The sequence below is a fragment of the Variovorax sp. PAMC28562 genome (assembly GCF_014303735.1).
Taxonomy (GTDB): Bacteria; Pseudomonadota; Gammaproteobacteria; order Burkholderiales; family Burkholderiaceae_C; genus Variovorax.
This window is the reverse complement of record NZ_CP060296.1, coordinates 3,193,267-3,214,641: the sequence shown is the minus strand read 5'-3', so window position 1 is coordinate 3,214,641 and position 21,375 is coordinate 3,193,267. Positions and strand designations below refer to the sequence as shown.

The following is a 21,375-nucleotide window of genomic DNA, read 5'->3' as shown; positions in this document are numbered from 1 at the left end:
GTTAACTGTATTTTTATACAGTATTCCGAAAACCCCAACCACTTCTTTGCAACACTCTCAGGCGATCGCTGCCGGAACGATGCCCGATTCACTTACTCCGCCCCGCGATCCGTGCGAACTGCCGAGGGCAAGCCCAGCAACAGCGCCAGGCGGCTGGAAGGACACGGGCCGCGTGCGCTACTACATCGGCATCAGTCGAAGAAGCGCAGCAGCTGACGGTTGACTTCGTCGGCGCGCTCGTACTGCGTCCAGTGACCGGCGCCATCGACCACCGCGCCCCCGCGATTCGGATGACCGGCAGTCAATCGCGCCACCAGCGGCCGCGGGTCGGCGGTGACGTCGTACTCACCCCACATCAGCAGCAACGGACAGGTCAGCGTGTCGATCGCCGCCTGCAGCCCACCGGCCATGGACACGTCCTTGCTGCGGAATCGCGTGCCGTGGCACGACACGTCGTGGATCTCGAAAGCCAGCGGATCGGAAGCCTTGTCGTGCAGCATGAGCGCGTCGAGGTTGTGCTTCAAGGCGGCACGCTCGGCTTGGCGATCGACCGAGCGGCGCCAGTTGATCATGTCCAGCGTGAGGCGCCGCAGCGACGCATGGCCGCCGCTGCCGACCAGCGCCAGCCGACGCACCGGACGCCGCGTGGCAAAGGTCGACGCCACCAGTCCGCCGAAGGAGAACCCGCCGAGGTCGACTGGCGTATCGGCGCCGATCAGCATGTCAAGCGTGCCGCCCAGCGCCGTCAGCAACGGATCGATCGGCGCCTGGCCGTCGGCCATCGGCAAAGGCTTGTCGGAGTCGAGGAAGCCCGGCATGTCGGGCAACCACAGCGTGTGTTCGGCCGACAGCGCCTCGACATTGCGGATCCAGTGCATCCAGCTGCCATGGCCGCCGTGCAACAACACCAGCGGCGGGTAGGTGATGTCGGTCTCGGTGTTGCCGAAGCGGCGCCAGCGCACGCGCACGCCTTCGTGCACCGGATCGTGGTGCGTCGACAGCGCGTCGATGCGTTCGATGAAGGCGCGGGCGCCGGCGTCGGAATCTGGCGGAAAGTTCATGGAAGCATGCGCTGGAGTTCGGGTTCTTTGTCGATGAACTGGTGCTTGAGGGCACCCGCCACGTGCAGCGCGAACAGCCCGTACAGGATGTAGCCGGCCCAGATGTGCAGCGCACCGAACTTGTCGTGCAGCATCTCCTTGGTCGCGGGCTCGATGTTCATGATCCAGCCGATGCGCGGCCAGGGCACCAGGGCGAAAAGGTGCATCGGATGGGCGGCGGCGTCTTTCCAGGCCGAGTCGTGCATCCAGCCCGACAGGGGCAGCAAGATCATCAATGCATACAGCGTGCCGTGTGCAGCGTGTGCGGCGAAGCTTTCGAGCCGACCGTAAGAAAGGGGCATCGCCGGCGGCCGGTGCGTAAAGCGCCACAGAAGCCGCAAGATCACCAGACCGAGGACCGTGATGCCGATCGACTTGTGGGTGTCGACCGCAGGCCGAACCCAGTCGTCGGGAAAGAGGTCGACCGCCAGGATCAACGCGATGTTGACCGCCATCAGCGCGGCGATGAGCCAGTGCAACAGCATGGCGGTCTTGGTGTAGCGGGCGTGTGGGAGCATCGAGGGAATTTTCAGGGCAGAACCGACTCAGCTTATGAACCGGGGCGATTGTCCCCTGCGTTAACGGCCTCTTTTCGGGCATCTTCCCGGGCACTTTTTCGAGCATCCTTTCCTTGAACGATTCCCTTCGCAGTGCGTTCGTGGCCGCATCCCCGCGGCTCACGCCGCCGCCCACGCCGCTGGTCAGCGTGCTGATCCACAGCAGCGTGCTCGTGTTGTGGATCGCTCTTTTCGCGATGGCCTTCAAGGTCGGCGGCGTGTGGGGCTGGTCGGTCGGGGTGGCGTATGTGCTGTACGACACCGTGTTGCTGCTCTTCGTCGGCTGGCACACGTTGCCGATCCTGCGACGGCCCGCCGCTTTGCCTGCGCGCGTCGGCGCGACGGACGTGCAGCGCGATACGCTGGGCGTGATCGTCGCCTCGCACAATGAAGCGGCCGTGTTGCCGGTCACGCTGGCCGCGTTGCTCGGCCAGACCGATGTGCCCGATCGCATCGTCATCGCCGACGATGGCTCCACCGACGGCACCGCCGAGTTGCTCGTGACGCGTTACGGCCTCACGCGGCCCGCCTTCGGACAGTTGAGCGCAGCCAGCACCAGCCACCCCGGCCTCTTCTGGCTGCGGTTGCCGCACGGTGGCAAAGCGGTCGCGCTGAATGCCGCCATTGCCTGCATCGACACCGACACCGTGCTCACGGTCGACGGCGACACGCTGCTCGACGTCAAGGCCATCGCGGCCGTGCGCAATGCGTTTTCGGCCGAGCCCGATCTCGTGGCCGCGACGGGCGTCATCACGCCGGTGTGCAGCCGCACACTGGCGGGCCGCTGCTTCCAGTGGTTTCAGACGTATGAGTACATCCGTAATTTTCTGTCGCGCTACGCGTGGATGCGGGTCGACGGGCTGCTGCTGATCTCCGGCGCGTTCGCCGGTTTCCGGCTCGACGCAGTGCGTGCGGTGGGCGGTTTCGACACCGACTGCCTGGTCGAGGACTACGAGCTCATCCACCGCCTGCACCGCTATGCGCAAGCGCACGGATTGCCGTGGACCGTGCGCGTGCTCGGCGATGCACAGGCGCACACCGATGCGCCGAGCGGCGTGATGCCCTTTCTGCGCCAGCGTCGCCGCTGGTTCGGTGGCTTCCTGCAAACGCAGTACTGGTACCGCGCGATGGTCGGCGACCGGCGTTACGGCTGGCTCGGCACGCTGATGCTTCCGGTGAAAGCCATCGACACGCTGCAGCCGCTGTACGGGCTGGCCGCCTTTGCCTTGCTGCTGGTGTACATCGTGGAGGGCAACCTCGGCGCGCTGGCGCCGGCGGCGGGTGTGATCGGGGCCAAGATCGTGCTCGACCTGCTGTTCCATCTGTGGTCGGTGTACCTGTACCGCCGCTGGATCGGCGAGCAGAGCGAGGTGAACATGGTGCAGGCCTTTCTGGCCGCCATCGTCGAGCCGTTTACCTTTCAACTCCTTCGGCACACGGGCGCAGCCTGGGGTTGGTGGACCTTTTTGACCGGGCGCGGCACGTGGGGCCGGCAAACGCGCGTCGGGCTGGTCAACGAAGACGGCGAGACGCGGCGCAGCTGAGGGGCGGTGCGCGCCGACGCCGGGCGCGCAGGACGCCCTCAGGCGTTCGCCGCTGCACCGAACCTGAAGCTCGACACCACGAGTCCGCCCATGAAGGCGTCTTCGTGATAGATCCGCTCGCCGACATCGCCTTCGGCCGCACCCACGGCCACCATCAATGGAATCAGGTGCTCCTCACGCGGATGCGCGACACGTGCGGCCGGCGCCGACGACCACGCCTCCAACTGCTTCGCGCGTTCGGCCGGCGCGCCCTGCACCACCGCATCGTCCAGCCAGTCGTCGAAGGCCTTCGACACGTCGTGCGCCTGCGGTCCGAAGTTGCGCAGGTTGTGATAGCTCAGTCCGCTGCCGACGATGAGCACGTCTTCGTCCCGCAGCGGCGCCAGCGCGCGGCCCAGCGCCAGATGTGCGGCCGGGTCGAGCCCGCGCATCAGTGACAACTGAACGACCGGTACATCCGCTTCGGGATAGATAGCGACCATCGGCGAGTAGGTGCCGTGATCGAAGCCGCGTTCGACATCGAGCGCCACCGGCAGGCCCGCGCCTTCGATCAGTTCCATCACGCGGCGCGCCAGCGTCGGCGAGCCGGGCGCGTTGTATTGCACCTTGTATGTGTGCGCGGGAAAGCCGCCGTAGTCGTAGATCATCTGCGGCCTGGGGCTGCCCATCACCGTGAAGGCGGACTCTTCCCAGTGGGCAGACACCATCAGGATGGCGCGCGGCTTGCGGCCGATTTGCCGCGGCATGTCGGCCAGCGAGGCCTCGAGTTGCGCATAGGCGTTGCCCATCTCTTTTTTCATCCAGGGCCAGGGGCCGCCGCCATGGGAGATGAAGTAGGTCGGCAAGCGCGGGGACGTGGTCGTTGTCGTAGTTGTGGTGGTCGTGGTGGTCATCGAAAAAGCTCCTTCACATCGAATGTAGTGATTTCCCTTGCAGAATTCGAGAGCCGTGCATTCAATGATCGGTTTCTTGTGAGGAAAGCATCGATGGACCGAATGACCAGCCTCCGCGTGTTCCGCGATGTCGTCGAGTCGGGCAGTTTTACGGCAGCAGCCGAGCGGCTTTCGATGTCGCCGCCGATGGTCAGCAAGCACATCGCGCAGCTCGAAAAGTCGCTCGGCGCGCGCTTGCTGAACCGTTCCAGCCGTCACATGAGCCTGACCGAAGCGGGCACCGCCTGGTACGAGCAAAGCGGCCAGGCGCTCGACATGCTCGACGCAGCCGAAGCCACGATCAGCCAGCGCAATGAAGCACCACGCGGCCGACTCAAAGTGAGCGCGCCGGTCTGGTGTGCAACGCCCCGCTTCGCCCGCGTGCTCGCCGACTATCGCGAGCACTACCCGGAAGTGTTGATCGACATCCATCTGGAAAACCGCAAGATCGATCTGGCCGCCGATGGTTACGACCTGGCGTTGCGCGCGACGCAGGAGCCTTCTGGCGCGCTGATCGCGCGGTCGCTGTGCAAGGTGCAGTTCCATCTGGTCGCGGCGACCCGCTACGTGCGTCGAATCGGCGAGCCCTCGGCGCCGGCCGACCTCGCCAAGCTCGACGCCATCGTGCCGAGCTACGTCAACATCGAAGGGCTCTCGCTCAAGGGTTCTGGCGGACGCCAGGCACCGTTGCGACTGCGGCCGGTGATGTTGTCGGACGACACCACGCTCACATTGCATGCAGTGCGCGCCGGCATGGGCATGGCGTTCTTGCCCGCGTGGCTGGTCGACGACGACCTGGCGAGCGGCGTGCTGACGCGCCTGGTGCCGGACTACGCGGCGCCCGCGGTGACGCTGTTCGCCGTTTACACGAGCCGGCAGTACATGGCACCCAAGCTGCGCAGCTTCATCGACTTTCTGAGCGACCGGCTGGGCCCCCGGTTACGCCCGTAACTTCGGCGAACAGGGGAAGCGGTTGCATGAGAAGCACTTGTGGTCGCGACATAGCCGCACGCACCCGGCGACCATCCCGCATCGCAGACAATTCGGTCATCGCGCATCGACGCTGGAGACCGACCCCTTTGCTTGCCTTGTTCCGCTTTTTCGAGAAGCTTCTTCATCCCTATCCGCCCGCTGAACCGCCGCTGCCACCGCACGGTTTCTTCGCCTTTTTATGGGCCTGCACGGATGGCGTGCGCGGCAAGATCGCGACGATGGCGCTGCTCACCGCAGCCATATCGTCGTTCGAGGCACTGCTGTTCGCGATGCTCGGCCGCATCGTCGACTGGCTCGGTGGCCAGGTGCCCGCGCGCTTGTGGGACGAGCGCGGCACCACGTTGATGTGGCTCGGCTTCGCTCTGGCGGCGAGCATCGGCGTAGTTGCGTTGCAGACCATCGTCAAGCACCAGACGTTGGCGGTGAACCTGCCGATGCGCCTGCGTTGGAACTTCCACCGGCTGATGCTGGGCCAGAGCATGGCCTTCTACCAGGACGAGTTCGCCGGCCGCATCACGGCCAAGGTGATGCAGACCGCGCTGGCGGTGCGCGACACCGTCTTCGTGCTGGCCGACGTGCTGGTGGCGATGGGCGTCTACGTCGCGACCATGATCGTACTGGTCGCCGTGCTCGACACGCAACTGATATGGCCCTTCGTGATCTGGCTTGCGCTCTATCTGGCGCAGCTCGCTTTCTTCGTGCCGCGCCTCGGCAAGGTCGGCAAGGCGCAGGCCGATGCGCGCGCCTTAATGACCGGCCGCATCACCGATGCGTACACCAACATCGCGACCGTCAAGCTGTTCTCGCACACGCAGCGCGAGGCCGGCTTTGCGCGCGACGCGATGCGCGAGTTCATGCACACCGGCTACGGGCAGATGCGGTTGGTCAGCCTGTTCGAGATCACCAATCACGCGCTCAGCATGGGACTCACCGCCGGCATGTGCGGCATGGCGCTGTGGCTGTGGTCGAACGGCGCGGTCGGCATCGGCGCGGTCGCCGCATCGACCGCCATGGCGTTGCGGCTGCAGGGCATGTCGCACTGGATCATGTGGGAAATGACGAGCCTGTTCGAAAACATCGGCACAGTGCAGGACGGCATGAAGACGCTCTCGCTCCCACGCACGGTGCTCGACGTGCCGGCCGCGACGCAGCTGGTGGTGCCGCGCGGTGAAGTCCGTTTTGATCACGCGAGCTTTCGGTATTCCGATGGCGGCCGCCGCGTCATCGACGACATGACGCTCACCGTGGCGCCGGGTGAAAAGATCGGTCTCGTCGGCCGCTCGGGCGCCGGCAAATCGACGCTGGTCAACCTGCTGCTGCGCTTCCACGATCTGGAAAGCGGACGCATCCTGATCGACGGGCAAGACATCGCCAAGGTCACGCAAGACTCGCTGCGGCGCCACATCGGCATGGTCACGCAAGACACGTCGCTGCTGCATCGATCGGTCTCCGACAACATCGACTACGGTCGGCCCGACGCGGGCGACGCTGCCGTGCGTTCAGCCGCGGAGCGCGCCGAGGCGCACGAGTTCATCCAGACGCTCGGCGATGCCAAAGGCCGGCAAGGCTACGACGCGCACGTGGGCGAGCGCGGCGTCAAGCTATCGGGCGGCCAGCGGCAACGCGTTGCCATCGCGCGCGTGATGCTGAAGGACGCGCCGATCCTGTTGCTCGACGAAGCCACCAGCGCGCTCGACTCCGAAGTCGAAGCCGCGATCCAGCAGAGCCTCTACACGCTGATGGAAGGCAAGACGGTGATCGCGATCGCGCACCGGCTGTCGACCATCGCGGCGATGGACCGCCTCATCGTGCTGGACGAAGGCTGCGTGGTCGAAGAAGGCGATCACAAGACGCTGCTGTCGAAGAACGGCCTGTATGCGCGTCTGTGGGCGCACCAGAGCGGCGGCTTTCTGGGCGACGGCAAAGACGACTGATTCGACGGACCGATGAACGACCGCGTTTGCTTCGCGAGTCCTACAGCGCGCGCCGACCGCCGCCGACAATCCGATCTTCGCTTTGCCACGAGCATCCAGTGGTCTTAAACAAAGAGGGGTGCTTGCCGTGAATTCCATCATTTATATCGTCGGCCTGGTCGTCGTCGTTGTTGCAGTGCTTTCGTTCTTCGGCCTTCGCTGAAAGCGAACCGAAAGCAACGAGAGCGCATCAGCGCAACGCGATCCCGAGAGGGATGCTTTCAACGGGGCCTTTTGCGGCCCCGTTTTCCGTTGTAGTCGCGGCCTGTGTGGCGGGCATAATTTCCGCGCCCTCCCACCACGACTCAGAACGACCAAGGAACTTGTTGAACACGACACTGGCAGACGCGGTCGTCACGGAATCGGTGCGGTGGGTCGAAACGACCGGCCCGTTGGACGACGCGGAGGCTGTGCATACCGCGATGTCGTCGGTGCATGACACCTGCGCCGCTCGCATCACCGAGCGCGCCCGCATCCTCGGGCGTCGCATCGGGCTCGATGCCGAAGTCGAACGCATGCGCGCCTCGGCGCCGTGGATCTTGCTGGCCATCGTCGCCGTGGTGGTGCTCGCGGGGCTCGGCGTGGCCGGCAACGTGATCGGCGGCGATCGCAAGATCAACGTGATGGTCGCGCTGGTCAGCCTGCTCGGATTGCACTTGCTGACGCTATTGGTGTGGCTCATCGGGCTCGTGCTTCCGTTCGGCTCATTCGGCTCGTTCAGCGCATCGTTCGGTTCGATCTGGCTCGCACTCACTGCGCATGTGGCGGGTGGCAAGCGCGGGCAAGCGCCGGTGCTGGTGCGCGCGACGACCGGCTTGTTGACACGTGCGCGGCTGCTGCCGTGGGCACTCGGATTCGTGAGCCATACGATCTGGACGCTTTCGTTCGCGGTCGTCGTCGCCGCCCTGCTCTTCTCGCTGGCGTTTCGCAACTACACGCTGAGCTGGGAGACGACGATTCTCGAGCCCGGGTTTTTCGTGCGCAGCGTGCAGTGGCTCGGCGCGCTGCCATCGTGGCTCGGCTTTCCGGTGCCGGATGCACAGACGGTGCTTTCATCGCCGAGTGCCGCCCCGGATACGGCGTCGCTTGCCGGCCAGCGCGCATGGGCGTTGTGGCTGACCGGCTGCGTCGTGGTCTACGGCCTGTTGCCTCGGCTGCTGCTTGCACTTTTGAGCGCCGCCGTCTGGCAGGCGCGCAAAAATGCGCTGCAGCCTGACCTGCGCAATGCCTATTACCTGAAGTTGTTGGCACGCTTCGATGCACTTCAAGCGCCCCGCGTGGTCGATGCCGACGGTGGACGCATGCGACAAGGCGCAGTGCCCGGCCTGGCCGCGAGCGACACCTCGAAGGCGCTCTGGATCATCGGTTTCGAGTTGCCCGACGAGGCGCCCTGGCCGCCTGCTCTTGCTGTGCCGGCTGCCGCCCACCATGTTCAAGTCGATGGCAGCGCAGCCCAGCGCGGCGAACTGCTCGCCGCGATGATTGGGGCGCGACCCGCACGCGTGGTCCTCGTGTGCAACGGCGCATCGAGTCCCGACCGTGGTGCGGAACGCTTCGTGCGCGAAGTGCAGAGCCGGTGCGGGGAATGCCGACTTTGGTTGTGGGGCGTGTCGGCCACGCCGGCACGCTGGCGCGACTGGATGGTCGAGGTCGGCATCGCGCCATGGCAGGAGGATGGCGTTTTAAAAGACGACAGCGCAGCGCTTACCGGCCGTGGCGAAGCGAGCGTCCGTCCATGAACGACAAGCTGTCTGGCGCCAGCAGCGACCCTCAAGCCATTCGCATCGCAGTCGTCGGCCATACCAACTCCGGCAAGACCTCGCTGCTGCGCACGCTGACCCGTCGCGTCGATTTTGGCGAGGTGTCGGAGCGGCCCGGCACAACCCGCCATGTCGAGAGCGTCGACTTGCGCATCGACGGCCGCAGCATCGTGCGATTTTTCGATACGCCGGGGCTCGAAGACGCGGTGTCGCTGCGACAGCATCTCGAGGCCTTCGACACCACGCACACACCGCCCGATCGCATTCGCGCATTCCTTCAGAGCCCCGAGGCACACGGCACCTTCGAGCAAGAGGCCAAGGTGCTTCGCACGATGCTCGATGTCGATGCGGCATTTCTCGTCATCGATGCACGCGAGCCTGTGCTGCCCAAGTTTCGCGCCGAGATCGAGTTGCTCAATTCATGCGCGCGACCGGTGTTGCCGGTGTTGAATTTCGTGCGCGATGCGGCCAACCGCGAGCCCGCGTGGAAAGAGCTGCTGTCGGCTTACGGCCTGCACGTTCTCGTGCGCTTCGACGCGGCAGCGCCCTTTACCGGTGCCGAGCGCGATCTGTATCGCGACCTCGCGACCTTGCTGCGCGATCACCGCGAACCGCTGCATCGGGCTGTCGAACAACTCGAAGCCGAAGCCGCGCATCGACGCCTCGCCGCGGCGGCCCGCATCGCCGAACTGCTGGTCGATGCGGCGGCCGTGCGCCGCACAGCGTCGGCCGCAGCGTTCGCCGACGAAACCCAGCGCCAGGCGCTGGTCGCGGCGCTGCGCCAGTCCGTCACCGACAAGGCACAGCGCTGTACGGACGACTTGCTCGCGCTCTACGGATTCCGGCAAGGCGATGCGAACGAGGCGCCGCTGCAAGCTATCGAGGGCCGCTGGACGCTGGACTTCTTCGAGCCCGAGGCCATGAAGGCGGCCGGCCTGTTGATGGGCAAAGGCGTGATCGCGGGCGCTGCGGTGGGCGTGGTGGCCGATCTCGCACTGGCCGGCCTGTCGCTCGGTGCCGGTGCTGCACTGGGCGGCGCCATCGGCGGTGCGGTGTCGCAAGGCTGGGGGCCGTTCGGCCGCAAGTTGATGAACATGCTGCGCGACGTGCAGGAGCTGAGCATCGAAGACAGCGTGCTGGTGGTGATGGCGGCTTGGCAGCTGCAGTTGGCACAGGCGCTGGAGCGCCGCGGCCACGCGGCGACCGAACGCATCGCAGTCGGCGGCAGCGCCGGTCGCGATGTGGCGCCGGCGGTGCGCGCAGCACGTCCCGCGCGCAGCCATCCCGAATGGGAAAGCACCCATCGCTTCCGCTGGACTGCACCGGTCGCCCGCGAGGCGCTGGTCGCGCGCGTCGCCGGCCCGCTCGAAGCCGCATTGTCGAGTTGAAGAAGCGGCCTTCGAGGTCGTCGGGCGAGCCGATGCGCTCATGCGCGACTTGCCATCCCGCTTCGAAGTCCATGCCGCGCACCAGCTGAGCGCCTTGTCGATTCGATGGCAAACGATCGGAACGCGACTACAGAAACGGCTTTGCGTTTGCGCTAAGGTGCTTTCCACCTCCTCTGTCGAAAAGCCCTGCATGTCTACGCCCTCCAACGCACCGCCAGCGCGCAAGCACTTCTCGATGATCCGCGGCTTCCATCTGGCCGACATGTTCACGCTAGGCAATGCGGCGTGCGGCGTGGGCGCTGTGTTCCTGACGATGGCTTTCGTGGCGAGCCAGTCGATCGATCATTTTTTGTGGGCCGGCGCACTGGCACCGGCTGCTTTTATCTTCGACGTATTCGACGGCCGCATAGCGCGCTGGCGCCAGACGCACTCGGCGCTCGGCCGCGAGCTCGACTCGCTCGCCGACATCATTTCCTTTGGCGTCGCACCCGCCGCGCTGGCGTTTGCCGCCGGGCTCAAGGGAGGTTGGGACTGCCTGTTGCTGATCTATTTCGTGTGCTGCGGGGTGAGCCGACTGGCGCGCTACAACGTCACCGCCGAGGCGCTTTCCGAAGGCGCCGACAAGGTCAAGTTTTTCGAGGGCACGCCCATTCCAACCAGCGTTGCGCTGGTCGGCGTGCTCGCGCTCGCCGCCTGGCAAGGCCGCATCGGCGAGGCGATATGGGGCGGCGTTTGGCTGGTTGGCCCGTGGGCCTTGCACCCGCTCACGCTGCTGTTCGGCCTGTCGGGCACGTTGATGATCAGCAAGACCTTGCGCATTCCGAAGTTCTAGCCTGATCGTTCAGGATGCCCGCTCGTTTCCGGCTCTCCCCGGCTCTCGTGTCGATGGCCGCGGGCGCCCTGTTTGCTGCCAGTGGCTCTGCGTTGTCGGCCAAGGCGCGAAGCGTGACCATCGAGCGAACCACCTTCGGCATCGCGCACATCACGGCGCCTGACTGGGAAGGCCTCGGCTACGGCACCGCCTATGCGCATGCGCAAGACAACGTGTGCCAAACGGCCGAGCACCTGCTCACGCTTCGTGGCGACCGCTCGCAATTCCTCGGCGCCCAGACCGCCGGGGACTTCGGCTTTGTCAAGATGCCCAACGCGCGCATCGATTTTTTCGTGCGCTCTCACATGGACGACGCCGCGTTGGCGCGGGCCGCTGCCACTGCCAGTCCCGATGCGCAGGCGCTGATGCGCGGCTATGTGGCCGGCTACAACCGCTACCTGCAAGACACGGGAATGGCCGGCTTGCCCGAACCCTGTCGCGGCAAGGCGTGGGTGCGCCCGATGACCACGAGCGACCTCGCGCGATCGACCGAGTTGTCGATGGTGCAAGGCGGCATCGGCGCACTGGCGGGTGCGGTGCTGGCGGCGGTGCCTCCGGTAGTCAAAACCGCTGCAGCAGTCGTCCCTGAAGCGTCGATCGCCGAGATCGCGCGCTATAGCTTCAACGCCAACCCGCAAGGCGGCGAACTCGGCTCGAACGGCTGGGCCTTCGGCCGCAACGCGACGCCCGACGGTAAGGGCCTGTTGCTTGGCAACCCGCACTTTCCGTGGGTTGGTATCAACCGCTTCTGGCAGGTTCACCAGACCATTCCCGGCCAGCTCGACGTGATGGGCGCAGCCGGTGCGCTGAGCCCCATCGTGTCGATCGGCTTCAACAAGGATGTCGCCTGGACGCACACCGTGTCGACCGGCAAGCGCTTCACGCTCTACGAACTGAAGCTCGACCCGGCCGACCCAACTGTCTACTGGGTGGACGGCGAGCCCAAGCGCATGGCGGTGCGCACCGTCACCCTGCCGTCCGGCAGCGGGGGAACAGGTGACGGTGGCGCGCCGCTGCAGCACACCTTTTATTCGACCGATTGGGGTCCGGTGATCTCGCTGCCGCGCGCCGGCCTCGGCTGGACGGCGCAACGCGCCTATGCACTGCGCGACGCCAACACGTTGAACACACGATCGGCCGACAGCTGGATCCGCATGGGCCAGGCGCGCAATGTGAGCGAGCTGCGTGCTGCGATGGGCAACCAGGGCATGCCGTGGATCAACGCCATCGCGGCGGACCGTGACGGCAACGCGATGTATGCCGATCTGTCGGTGGTGCCCGATGTGTCGGCCGATATGTTGACGACCTGCACGCCCTCGCCCGCCGCGGCCGCGCTGCTCAACGCGGCCAATCTGCCGGTGCTCGACGGGTCGCGCAGCGCTTGTGCCTGGAACCGCGACAGCACAGCGGCGTCGCCCGGCCTGATCGCGCCGGCGCGCATGCCGGTCGTCATCACGCCCGACTATGTGCAGAACAGCAACGACAGTTTCTGGCTGAGCAACCCGGACATCGCGCCGATGCCCGGTGTGTCTCCTTTGGTCGGCTTGATCGGCAAGCCGCAACGCTTGCGCACGCGCAGCGGCATCATGGAAATCCGCGGTCGGCTTGCCGGTACAGATGGCCTTCCCGGCAACCGGATGAGCGCGGCAGACTTGCGCAGCGTGATCTTTCGCGACAAGAACCTCGCCGGCATGCTGGTGATGAACGACCTCGCGGCGGCGTGCGCCGAAAGCGCCTCGACATTGACGGCGGATCAGGCTGCCGGCTGCCGTGTACTCACTGCGTGGGACCGCACCAGCAACGCCGCGTCTCGCGGTGCGCCGCTGTTCCGCGAGTTCTGGCGCGCCGCCAAAGACATGCCCGGCATCTGGCGCGTGGCGTTCGACCCGGCCCAGCCCGTGACTACGCCGGCAGGGCTCGACATGGCGACGCCTGCCATTCGCGCAGCCGTATTCAAGGCGCTGGCCGAAGCTGCGAACACGCTGCGAGTCGCGGGTTTCGCGCTCGACACACCCCTGGGCAATCCGCAATCCCGCTTGGTGCGTGGCGAGAAAATCGGCCTGCACGGCGGCGAAGAATTCGAAGGCGTGCTCAACAAGCTCAGCACGCAAGGTCAGACAGTGATCGACCTCAAGGGCTACAACGTCAACTCCGGCACCGGCTACCTGCAGGTCGTGACTTTCGATGAGCGCGGCCCGGTTGCGCACGGCCTGCTGACGTATGGCCAGAGCAGCGACCCGGCATCGCCACGCGCGTACGATCAGCTGCCGATGTTCGCTGCCAAACAATGGCTGCCATTGCCCTTCCATCCGGCGGACGTCCAGGCACAGCGCCAGGGGCGGCCGCTGCAGCTTGTGTATTGAATGACCACACCTTCGACGCCTCCTCATTTCACGGTTCAGCATCCCGCAGGCTACGAAGAACTCGTTCGCCTCGCTGCCGCGGAGCCGCTGACGCCGGCCTGCGATCACTTCTACTTTCTGCGCCACGGTCAGACAGGTCGCAACGCGCTGCGCATTTTTCAGGCGGTCGACGAACCCTTGAGCGAACTCGGATTGCAGCAAGCGGCACGAGCGGCCGCAGTGCTTGCGGGCGAGCCGATCCGCACGTTGGTGGCGAGTGACGCGAACCGTGCGCTGACCACCGCGAAAGCCGTGGGCGCCACGCTCAAGCTGGTACCGCTCGAGAGCGAAGACCTGCGCGAGCGGCACTTCGGCGACCTGATCGGCACCTCGTCGGCCAACATCGACTGGGCCTGCGCCCCTGAGAACGGCGAAACGCTGGCGAGCTTCGTCGAGCGCAAGCGCGGTGCGCTGGCAGCCGCGCTGGCCGAGCCGGCGCCCGTGCTGGTGGTGGCGCATGGCGGCACGTTGTATGTGCTTGCCGCGCTGCTCGGCGTACCGATCGGACCCGATGTGCTCGGCAACGCGCAACCGTTGAAGTTCGAGCGAACGGGCGGTAAATGGACGGCGTATGCGCTAGCGCAAAACGTCGACGGCGGCGGCGCCATAGCCTAGACGTTTCTTTTCGGCGTTCAGCGGCACACAAGAACACTTCATGGAATTCAAGGACTACTACAAAGCACTCGGCCTCGCGTCGACCGCGTCGGAAGACGAGGTGCGCAAGGCCTATCGCAAGCTGGCACGCAAGTACCACCCCGACGTCAGCAAGGAAGCCGATGCCGAGACGAAGATGCGCGACATCAACGAGGCCAACGACGTGCTGCGCGACAAGGAAAAGCGCGCCGCCTACGATGCGCTGGCGGCACGTGTAGCGCGTGGTGAAGGCATGGGTGGCCGTGCCGGTGGTCCTGGCGGCCCAGGTGCAGGCGGTGACTTCCAGCCGCCGCCTGGGTGGGACGAAGGCTTCGAATTCCATCGCGGGCCGCATCAGGGTCCGGCCGATCATGCCGATTTCAGCGAATTCTTCTCTTCCATGTTCGGTGCCTCGGAACGCCGCGGTGCCGAGCGCCGCAACCACCGCGCCAAAGGCGAAGACCATCACGCGGCCATCGAGATTTCGCTCGAGGACGCGATCAACGGTGCCGAGCGCGAGATCACCCTGCGCGCGCTCGACACCGATGCGCAGGGGCAGCCGGCCTTCGTCAATCGCACACTGAGCGTGAAGATTCCGGCCGGCGTGCATCCCGGCCAGTTCATCCGGCTGACGGGCCATGGCATGCCCGGCCAGGGCGGCGAGCCGGCCGGCGACCTGTACCTCGAAGTGCGCATCGCGCCACACAAGCTCTATCGCATCGAAGAGCGCGATCTCTACATGACGCTGCCTGTGACGCCGACCGAAGCGGCGCTGGGCGCGCAGGTGAAGGTGCCGACGCCGGGTGGCGGCGTGGTCGAAGTGACCGTGCCGCGCAATGCGCGCAGCGGGCTCAAGCTGCGGCTCAAAGAGCGCGGCCTGCCGGGCAAGCCGCGGGGCAATCTCTACCTGCTGCTCGAGATAGCCCTGCCGCCCGCCGACACCGACGCGGCGCGCCAGGCCTACGAGCAACTCGCGAAAGCAGCGCCTTTCGATCCACGTCGCCACCTCGGCATTTCGGGAGACTGAGCATGGCCAGCTACACCATCACTACACACACTGTCACCACGTCTTCAAGCGCGATCAGCGGCGCCCGGCCGCTCGCGGCGAGCGAGTTGGCGCACGCGGTCGGCGCCGAGATCGACTGGGTCGTCCAGCTGGTGGAAGTCGGCATCGTCGAGGTCGAAGCGCCCGTGCCGGCGCGCACCGACGACTGGCGCTTTCATAGCGCTGCGCTGCAGCACGCACTGGAAGCACGGCGGCTGGAGCGCGATTTTGGCGTCGGGCTCGATGCCGCGGCGTTGATCCTGGACCTGCAGCACGAGGTGCGTCGGCTCAAGGCGGTGCTCCACGCGCAGGGCCGGCCTTGAGCGCTGCGCACGCAGACGCCGCAAAGGCGCACGCGCAACATCGCTGCGACTGGGCGGAATCCAACCCTCTGCTGCAGTCGTACCACGACGCCGAATGGGGCGTGCCCGAGCACGACAGCCGCGCGCTGTGGGAAAAGCTGATGCTCGACGGCTTCCAGGCGGGGCTCTCATGGCTGACCATTCTTCGCAAGCGCGATGCCTTCCGGAAGGCCTTCAAGAACTTCGATCCCGAGAAAGTCGCGCGCTTCGACGAAGCTGACGTCGAGCGGCTGATGCAGGACGCCGGCATAGTGCGCTCGAGAGCCAAGATTCTGGCGACCATCGGCGGCGCGAAGGCCTATCTGGCGATGCAGGCGGCGGGTGAGGACTTTTCGGAATTCGTCTGGGGAATGGCTGGCGGCGAGCCGATTCGCAATGCGGGGCCAGAGCGGCTGGTCAAGAGTGAGTTGTCGGAGCAGATGTCCGTGGTGCTGAAGAAGCGCGGCTTCAAATTCGTCGGGCCGGTCATCGTCTACGCGTGGCTGCAGGCAACCGGCGTGGTCAACGACCATTCGGCCGATTGCTTTCTGCGCAACCCGGGGTGAGTCGGCGTAAGGCAAAAAAATAGCGGCCCGAAGGGGCCGCTAATTCAGGTTGCGCTGCAGGCGCCGTGGCGCCTTGGCCTTTTACAGACCAGCTTGGCGCGTGTTGGTGCGCTGGATCTTGTACTGCGAAGGCACGACGCTGTTCACGAAGGCTTTGCGGTCCAGATTCTGGTTGGCCGATTGAGCGGTTTCGACAGCTTCGGCACGAACGCCAGCACGGTCGGTAGAGCGGCCCGACAACTGGATCACGCCTTCGCCAGCTGCGTCGCCGTAGATGTTCCCGCTGCGTGCAGCGACGACGGCCTGGCCGTTGACGGCTTCGCGGCTTTGCTGCGAGCTCACGGCAGCCACGCCTTGGTACGTTTCAGCGTGGGCAGCGCCCGAAGCGGCGATCACGGCGAGTGCAATGGCGGAGAGGAGTTTCGAGACAGTCATTTCAGTTTCCTTCAAATACGTTTTTGGATGATTTCGAACCGGTCTTGAATGAGTACCCGCCTCGTTGAAGGCGGCCTCCTCGCTCGGGGCCCTGTTCACCCAGGCCGGCTGGTGTGCCGATCTGATGGACTGAATTTTGAACTGAATGACTAAGTAAAAACCCTCAAGAAAAGAACCTCGGTGTTCGCGGTATGGAAACAATAGGCGCGTTAAACCGTAGGGTTAAACGCGCCGTTGACATTCAGTCTTCCTTCATGCCGGTCGCCTTGACGACGCTGCCCAGTCGCGCCCGTTCCTCGGAAACGAACTTGACGAACGAGGCACGTGTGCCGCCGATGGGCTCGATGCCCATGCCCTTCAGGCGCTCCACGGCGGTGGCGTTTTTCATCGCCGTGTCGACCGCTGCGGCCATCTTGTCGAGGATGGCGTCGGGCGTGCCGCGCGGTGCGTGGACGCCCGCCCAATGCGCAATCTTGATGTCCGGGAAGCCCTGCTCGGTGGCTGTCTTCAGGTCGGGGTAGGCAGAGATGCGCTGCGTCCAGGTATCGGCCAGTGCCTTGAGCTTGCCGCTCTTCAGATAGGGCAGCACCACGATGCTGGCTTCCGACGTGGCCTCGACCTGGCTGCCCAGCACCGCGGTGATCGACTCCGAGCCGCTCTTGTACGGCACGACATCGAGCTTGGCGCCGTACTTGGTTTCGAGCAGTCCTTCGACAAAGTGCGGCGTGCTGCCGGTGCCGGCCGTCGACCAATGAAAGCCGTTGGGTGTCTTCCTGGATGCGGCGATGAAGTCCTTCAGGTTGTCGTAGGGCGCGTCGGCCGGCACCACGATCACCGAAGGCGCGAGCCCGATCATCGCGACCGGCACCAGCGCCTCGTCCTTGTACGGCATCGTCTTCTTGATCATGCCGTTGGAGATCACGCCCGCGGCGCTCACCAGAAACGTGTAGCCGTCGGGCGCACTCTTGGCGACGACATCGGCACCCAGGGTCGTACCGGCGCCGGGTTTGTTGTCGACGATGATCGGCTGGCCGAGTGCCTTCGATGCACCTTCGGCCGCGGCCCGCGCCATCAGGTCATTCGCGCCGCCGGCGGAGAACGGCACCACGAGCCTGATTGGTTTGCTCGGCCACGCATCTGCTGCGAAGGCCACTTGCACCGCCCCGAGCGAAGTTGCTGCAGCGATCGTCATGAGGGCGGGCATCATCGACCGGCGAATGGATTGCATGGGAATCTCCCGATGTTGTTGGTGCACGATCTTCACTGAAGAGTCCATGCCCCGCACTCCTCCGTTCTACGAACCGCAGAGCCGGCTCCATCGGCCATGCGTCCTACGAAAGCGCGCGGCGGCTGGCTGCGCATCGCATTTCGAACGGGAACGTAATTTTGATCACCGTCCGCCACAGACGATCAATCAAAAGGATAACCATGACCAAGAAGAAAAAGGGCCTGTACGCGAACATCCATGCGAAGCAGGAACGCATCAAGCACGGCAGCGGCGAGCAAGTGCGCAAGGCGGGAGAAAGCGGAGCGCCCTCGAGCAAGGATTTCGAAGAGTCCGCGAAAACAGCCAAGAAGCCCGCAACCGCTTCGAAGACGAAGAAGGCCGCTAAAAAACATTAAGCGGCCTTCGTCTGCAGCAGTTTGATGACGCTCGAAAAATCTTGCGCCCCGTGACCTGCCAGGCTGTGCGCCGCATACAGGTTGCGGGCCAATCCACCGAGCGGCGTGGATGCACGAACTGCCGCTGCGTTTTCTTGCGAAAGCCCCAGGTCTTTCAACATCAGATCGGTGCCGAAGCCACCCGCATAGTTCTTCGACGCGGGCGATGTCTCCATGACGCCGGGCATCGGGTTGTACTTTTCGAGTGCCCAGTTACCGCCCGAACTGCGCCGCATGATTTCCGACAGCACCTTGGGATCGAGCCCGTTGGCGACACCGAGCGCCAGCGCCTCGGAGGTGCCGATCATCAGGATGCCGAGCAGCATGTTGTTGCATATCTTGGCAGTCTGGCCGGCACCTGCGCCACCCGCGTAAAAGATGTTGGCGCCCATCTTTTCGAGAACCGGCCGCGCTCGCTCGAGGTCGGCTTCGACACCGCCGACCATGAAGGTCAACGTGCCCGCAATGGCGCCACCCGTGCCGCCCGACACCGGCGCATCGATGACGGCGATGCCGCGTTTCGCAGCCGCTTCAGCGACCTTGCGCGAAGTGGCTGCCGCGATGGTGCTGCTGTCGATGACCAGCGTGCCCGCCGGTATCTTTTCAAGCAGCCCTGCCTGATCGCCGCTGCCGAAGTAGAGCCCGTCGACATGCGCGCTGGCAGGCAGCATGCTGATGACGACTTCGGCGCCGTCGACAGTTGCTGCTGCAGATTTTGCAATCGGCAGGCCTTCGGCCGCGAACTTCTTGCAAGCGTCAGCCGAGAGGTCGAATGCGCTGAGCGTGTGGCCAGCCTTGTGCAGGTTCAAGGCCATGGGGCCGCCCATGTTGCCGAGGCCGATGAATGCGATTTTCATGATGCTTGTCTCCGTGATCTCGTTGAATGTGCAGTGCGGTTCAGGTCAGCCCGACGAGTTCGGGTGCCATGTCGCCACGCGGTCGCAAGTGGTCTTCTATGAAGGCGGGCGTGATCTCTTCAAGGGTCGCGGGATTCCACTTCGGATTGCGGTCTTTCTCGATCAGCAACGCGCGAATGCCTTCCGCGAAATCCTTGTGAGCGCAAAAGCCCAGCGACGCCAGGTATTCGAGTCGGAACACTTCCGCCAACGACATGCGGTGCACGCGCTGCCACAACGCGAAGCTCAATGCGGCCGAGCTCGGCGCACCTTTGCTGAAAGTCTTGGATGCCGTTTGCATCCACGAGTCGTCGCTTTGCAACGTACGCAGGCGCTCCGCAATTTCATGCAGATCGTCGCCGAACATCAACGCGTTGATGGTGTCGAAATGCTCGCGAACTTTGGAGTGCGGTGCTGCCGGGGCGCCCTCGGTATTGGCCGCGTCGGCCAGGATGTTCGACAGCGCGGCACGGTCCGCTTGCGCATCACCCATCCAGGTGCCGGCAGCGATCGCATCGAGCACGTGTTGCTTGCGCTCGTGTGGAATGAGTACATCGGCAAGCCCGCAGAAAATCGCGTCGGATGCGTTCAGGTTGGCTGCTGTCAATGCCAGGAACAGACCCACTCGCCCCGGCATGCGGCGCAAGAACCAGCTGCCGCCCACATCGGGATACAGGCCGATGTTGATCTCGGGCATCGCAAGCCGGCTGTGCTCGGTGACGACGCGGTGCGACGCGCCTGCCATGAGGCCGATGCCGCCGCCCATCACGATGCCTTGGCCCCAGCAGAGAAAGGGCTTCGGAAAGGTGTGGATCAGGTAGTCGAGCTCGTACTCTTCGCCGAAGAAGCGCTCGGCGTATTCGTTGCGCTCGGGGCCGCATTCGAGCAGCGTCTGGTAAAGCTGCCGCAAATCGCCGCCGGCGCAAAAGGCCTTGTCGCCGCTGGCCTGCAGCAGCACGCCAACGATCTCTTTGTCTGCAGCCCACGCGCGCAGCTTGGGCGTGAGCAGGCGCACCATCGCCACCGAGAGCGAATTGAGGGAAGCCGGCGCATTGAGTGTCGCGACGCCGAAGCGTTGACCGCCGGCAGTGTCGATATCGTCGAAAAGAACCACGTCATCGCTCATCGGATATCACTCTCGTTGTCCAGCAATTTGCGCGCGACGATCACGCGCATGATTTCGTTGGTGCCTTCGAGTATCTGATGCACGCGCGTGTCGCGCACCAATCTCTCCAGTGGGAATTCGCTCAGGTAACCGTAGCCGCCATGCAGTTGCAGCGCGTCGTTGCAGACATTGAAGCCCGCATCGGTGGCAAAGCGCTTTGCCATCGCGCAATAGGTGCTGGCGTCGGCATGGCCTGCATCGAGCTTGCTCGCTGCGAGCCGCACCATCTGGCGCGCCGCCACGAGTTCGGTCGCCATGTCGGCCAGCTTGAACTGCAAGGCCTGGAAGCTCGCGAGCGGCTTGCCGAACTGCTGGCGGTCTTGCAAGTAGCGACGTGCCGCATCGAGGGCGCCCTGCGCAGCACCGACCGAGCAGGTCGCAATGTTGATGCGCCCACCGTCGAGCCCCTTCATCGCGATGCGAAAGCCCTCGCCTTCGCTGCCGAGCAAGTGGTCGGCAGGCACACGCACATTGTCGAAACTGATCGCGCGCGTGGGCTGGCTGTTCCAGCCCATCTTGTGTTCCTTCTTGCCGTAGCTGATGCCTGGCGCATCGGCCGGCAGCGCGAAGGCCGAGATGCCACCCGCGCCACCGCCACCTGTGCGCGCCATCAGCACCAGCACGTCGGTCGCGCCGGCACCCGAAATAAACGCCTTGCCGCCGTTGATGACGTACTCGCCGCCTTGCAACTCGGCGCGCGTCTTCAGCGAGCCCGCGTCCGACCCGGCGCCCGGCTCGGTGAGGCAGTAGGACGCCAGCTTGCGCCCGCTCGTCAGGTCCGAGCCCCACCGCTCGCGCACCGCGGGGCCGCCCCAGGTACCGAGCATCCAGGTCGCCATGTTGTGGATGGTGATGAAAGCGGTGGTCGACGGGTCGATGGCCGCCATCTCTTCGAACACCAGCGTGGCGTCGAGCCGCGGTAGCGCGAGACCATCGATGCTTTCGGGCGCATAGAGGCCGCAGAAGCCGAGCTCGCCCGCCTTGGCGATCGCCTCTTTGGGGAAGATCGCCTCGGCGTCCCACTTCGCCGCGTTCGGAGCGAATTCGCTCAGCGCGAAATCGCGCGCGGTTTGCGCGAAGGCGCGCTGCTCTTCAGAGAGTTCGAAGTCCAT

At 65.1% G+C, this 21,375-nt stretch carries 20 protein-coding genes; 12 read left to right on the top strand and 8 right to left on the bottom strand.

Annotated features, from left to right (window positions below; genetic code table 11):
* Positions 1-191 precede the first annotated feature (191 nt).
* A complete protein-coding gene (locus H7F36_RS15140) occupies positions 192-1,061 on the bottom strand; it encodes an alpha/beta fold hydrolase (protein WP_187051604.1) in 870 nt (289 codons plus the stop codon).
* A complete protein-coding gene (locus tag H7F36_RS15135; RefSeq protein ID WP_187051603.1) occupies positions 1,058-1,618 on the bottom strand; it encodes a cytochrome b in 561 nt (186 codons plus the stop codon). Before H7F36_RS15135 ends, H7F36_RS15140 begins: the two co-directional genes overlap by 4 nt.
* A 113-nt stretch (positions 1,619-1,731) precedes the next feature.
* Between H7F36_RS15135 and H7F36_RS15130 the strand changes: the two genes are divergently transcribed.
* The gene (locus H7F36_RS15130) at positions 1,732-3,201 is read left to right on the top strand and encodes a glycosyltransferase family 2 protein (RefSeq protein WP_187051602.1); all 1,470 of its coding nucleotides are present in this window, start codon (positions 1,732-1,734) and stop codon (positions 3,199-3,201) included.
* Between the two features lie 38 nt (positions 3,202-3,239).
* On the opposite strand, the gene H7F36_RS15125 is transcribed toward H7F36_RS15130, so the two are convergent.
* A complete protein-coding gene (locus H7F36_RS15125; protein ID WP_187051601.1) occupies positions 3,240-4,094 on the bottom strand; it encodes a DODA-type extradiol aromatic ring-opening family dioxygenase in 855 nt (284 codons plus the stop codon).
* Positions 4,095-4,187: 93 nt separating this feature from the next.
* On the opposite strand from H7F36_RS15125, the gene H7F36_RS15120 reads away from it, so the two are divergent.
* The 10 genes from H7F36_RS15120 (at position 4,188) to H7F36_RS15075 (ending at position 16,105) form a co-directional block, all read left to right on the top strand.
* Positions 4,188-5,084 (top strand): LysR family transcriptional regulator, encoded by an 897-nt coding sequence (locus tag H7F36_RS15120; protein WP_187051600.1) that lies wholly within the window; start codon positions 4,188-4,190, stop codon positions 5,082-5,084.
* A gap of 137 nt (positions 5,085-5,221) precedes the next feature.
* Positions 5,222-7,060 (top strand): ABC transporter ATP-binding protein, encoded by a 1,839-nt coding sequence (locus H7F36_RS15115; RefSeq protein WP_187051599.1) that lies wholly within the window; start codon positions 5,222-5,224, stop codon positions 7,058-7,060.
* Between the two features lie 365 nt (positions 7,061-7,425).
* On the top strand, positions 7,426-8,838 hold the full coding sequence (locus tag H7F36_RS15110) for a DUF2868 domain-containing protein (RefSeq protein WP_261802307.1): 1,413 nt from the start codon (positions 7,426-7,428) through the stop codon (positions 8,836-8,838).
* Positions 8,835-10,247 (top strand): GTPase/DUF3482 domain-containing protein, encoded by a 1,413-nt coding sequence (locus H7F36_RS15105; protein ID WP_187051597.1) that lies wholly within the window; start codon positions 8,835-8,837, stop codon positions 10,245-10,247. Before H7F36_RS15110 ends, H7F36_RS15105 begins: the two co-directional genes overlap by 4 nt.
* Positions 10,248-10,437: 190 nt before the next feature.
* A complete protein-coding gene (locus H7F36_RS15100; protein ID WP_187051596.1) occupies positions 10,438-11,079 on the top strand; it encodes a CDP-alcohol phosphatidyltransferase family protein in 642 nt (213 codons plus the stop codon).
* A 14-nt stretch (positions 11,080-11,093) separates the two neighbouring features.
* The gene (locus tag H7F36_RS15095; RefSeq protein WP_187051595.1) at positions 11,094-13,481 is read left to right on the top strand and encodes a penicillin acylase family protein; all 2,388 of its coding nucleotides are present in this window, start codon (positions 11,094-11,096) and stop codon (positions 13,479-13,481) included.
* Positions 13,482-14,135: a histidine phosphatase family protein gene (locus tag H7F36_RS15090; RefSeq protein WP_187051594.1), complete on the top strand. Its 654-nt coding sequence runs from the start codon at positions 13,482-13,484 to the stop codon at positions 14,133-14,135. It abuts the gene before it with no gap.
* Between the two features lie 40 nt (positions 14,136-14,175).
* The gene (locus tag H7F36_RS15085; protein WP_187051593.1) at positions 14,176-15,180 is read left to right on the top strand and encodes a DnaJ C-terminal domain-containing protein; all 1,005 of its coding nucleotides are present in this window, start codon (positions 14,176-14,178) and stop codon (positions 15,178-15,180) included.
* 2 nt (positions 15,181-15,182) lie between these two features.
* A complete protein-coding gene (locus tag H7F36_RS15080; protein WP_187051592.1) occupies positions 15,183-15,521 on the top strand; it encodes a chaperone modulator CbpM in 339 nt (112 codons plus the stop codon).
* The gene (locus tag H7F36_RS15075; protein WP_187051591.1) at positions 15,518-16,105 is read left to right on the top strand and encodes a DNA-3-methyladenine glycosylase I; all 588 of its coding nucleotides are present in this window, start codon (positions 15,518-15,520) and stop codon (positions 16,103-16,105) included. The genes H7F36_RS15080 and H7F36_RS15075 overlap by 4 nt, the downstream gene beginning before the upstream one ends.
* A gap of 81 nt (positions 16,106-16,186) precedes the next feature.
* Here the strand turns inward: H7F36_RS15075 and H7F36_RS15070 are convergent, their stop codons facing one another.
* Together H7F36_RS15070 and H7F36_RS15065 are read right to left on the bottom strand one after the other, a co-directional pair.
* Entirely contained in the window at positions 16,187-16,540 is a 354-nt protein-coding gene (locus H7F36_RS15070) for an alpha/beta hydrolase (RefSeq protein WP_187051590.1), read from the bottom strand.
* A gap of 241 nt (positions 16,541-16,781) precedes the next feature.
* A complete protein-coding gene (locus H7F36_RS15065; protein WP_410003089.1) occupies positions 16,782-17,744 on the bottom strand; it encodes a Bug family tripartite tricarboxylate transporter substrate binding protein in 963 nt (320 codons plus the stop codon).
* 224 nt (positions 17,745-17,968) lie between these two features.
* On the opposite strand from H7F36_RS15065, the gene H7F36_RS15060 reads away from it, so the two are divergent.
* Entirely contained in the window at positions 17,969-18,163 is a 195-nt protein-coding gene (locus tag H7F36_RS15060) for a hypothetical protein (RefSeq protein ID WP_187051588.1), read from the top strand.
* Here H7F36_RS15060 and mmsB read toward each other — a convergent pair.
* From mmsB to H7F36_RS15045, 3 genes are read right to left on the bottom strand one after another with little or no spacing between them, the layout of a single operon-like run.
* Positions 18,160-19,059: a 3-hydroxyisobutyrate dehydrogenase gene (mmsB, locus tag H7F36_RS15055; RefSeq protein WP_187051587.1), complete on the bottom strand. Its 900-nt coding sequence runs from the start codon at positions 19,057-19,059 to the stop codon at positions 18,160-18,162. The genes H7F36_RS15060 and mmsB overlap by 4 nt on opposite strands.
* A gap of 40 nt (positions 19,060-19,099) precedes the next feature.
* Complete coding sequence (locus H7F36_RS15050) at positions 19,100-20,224, bottom strand: enoyl-CoA hydratase/isomerase family protein (RefSeq protein ID WP_187051586.1); 1,125 nt, start codon at positions 20,222-20,224, stop codon at positions 19,100-19,102.
* On the bottom strand, positions 20,221-21,375 hold the full coding sequence (locus tag H7F36_RS15045) for an acyl-CoA dehydrogenase family protein (RefSeq protein WP_187051585.1): 1,155 nt from the start codon (positions 21,373-21,375) through the stop codon (positions 20,221-20,223). The genes H7F36_RS15050 and H7F36_RS15045 overlap by 4 nt, the downstream gene beginning before the upstream one ends.